This is a genomic window from Desulfofundulus thermobenzoicus (assembly GCF_009428905.1).
GTDB lineage: Bacteria > Bacillota > Desulfotomaculia > Desulfotomaculales > Desulfovirgulaceae > Desulfofundulus_A > Desulfofundulus_A thermobenzoicus.
Map to the genome: position 1 here is coordinate 1 of NZ_WHYR01000140.1, position 594 is coordinate 594.

Below are 594 nucleotides of genomic sequence, written 5' to 3' on the forward strand. Positions count from 1 at the left end.
AGGTGATTGTGGCCATCAACAAAGATCCGGAGGCCAACATCTTTAAAGTGGCCGACTACGGCATCGTCGGCGACCTCTTTGAGGTGGTGCCCCTGTTAACCCGGGAATTTAAAAAATTGCTGGGTGACAGGGTATCTTGCTGATTCGAGGACTGGATATAGCTGTAAATGGTCATCCCATGTGGCAAGAAGGGATCTATTGCTATAATGGCCGCGTTGGGGCCAGCAGTAAATCCCGTCTCTGCCCTAAGCTACGCAAGGATGTAGAGTCGAGCGGGATAAAAAACGTATGATTTCTTATGTTCTTGATAACCGCCCCATAAGGGTTTAGTAGTTTAATTTAGTTTTATTCTGACTTTATTGCTTGATGTAACTATTGGAGGGGTATTAACCTTGTATGTACAGGCCCAGATCATTTTTGCCACAGCCATTTTTTTAATCACCTATGCCGTCATCGTTTCGGAAAAAATTCACCGGACGGTGGCCGCCCTGGTGGGAGCCGCCCTTTTGGCCCTCACCGGCATCATCAACCCGGAAGAAGCGGTGCATGCCATTGACTTCAACACCATCGGTCTGCTGGTGGGCATGATGATCA

General features: G+C 48.1%; 1 protein-coding gene and 1 pseudogene. Both read left to right on the plus strand.

Annotated features, from left to right (window positions below):
- Window positions 1-143: pseudogene (locus GFC01_RS17895) on the plus strand (electron transfer flavoprotein subunit alpha/FixB family protein); the annotation flags it as partial.
- Window positions 144-392: 249 nt separating this feature from the next.
- On the plus strand, window positions 393-594 hold a 202-nt coding region (locus tag GFC01_RS17900; RefSeq protein WP_279233519.1), incomplete at its 3' end, for an SLC13 family permease.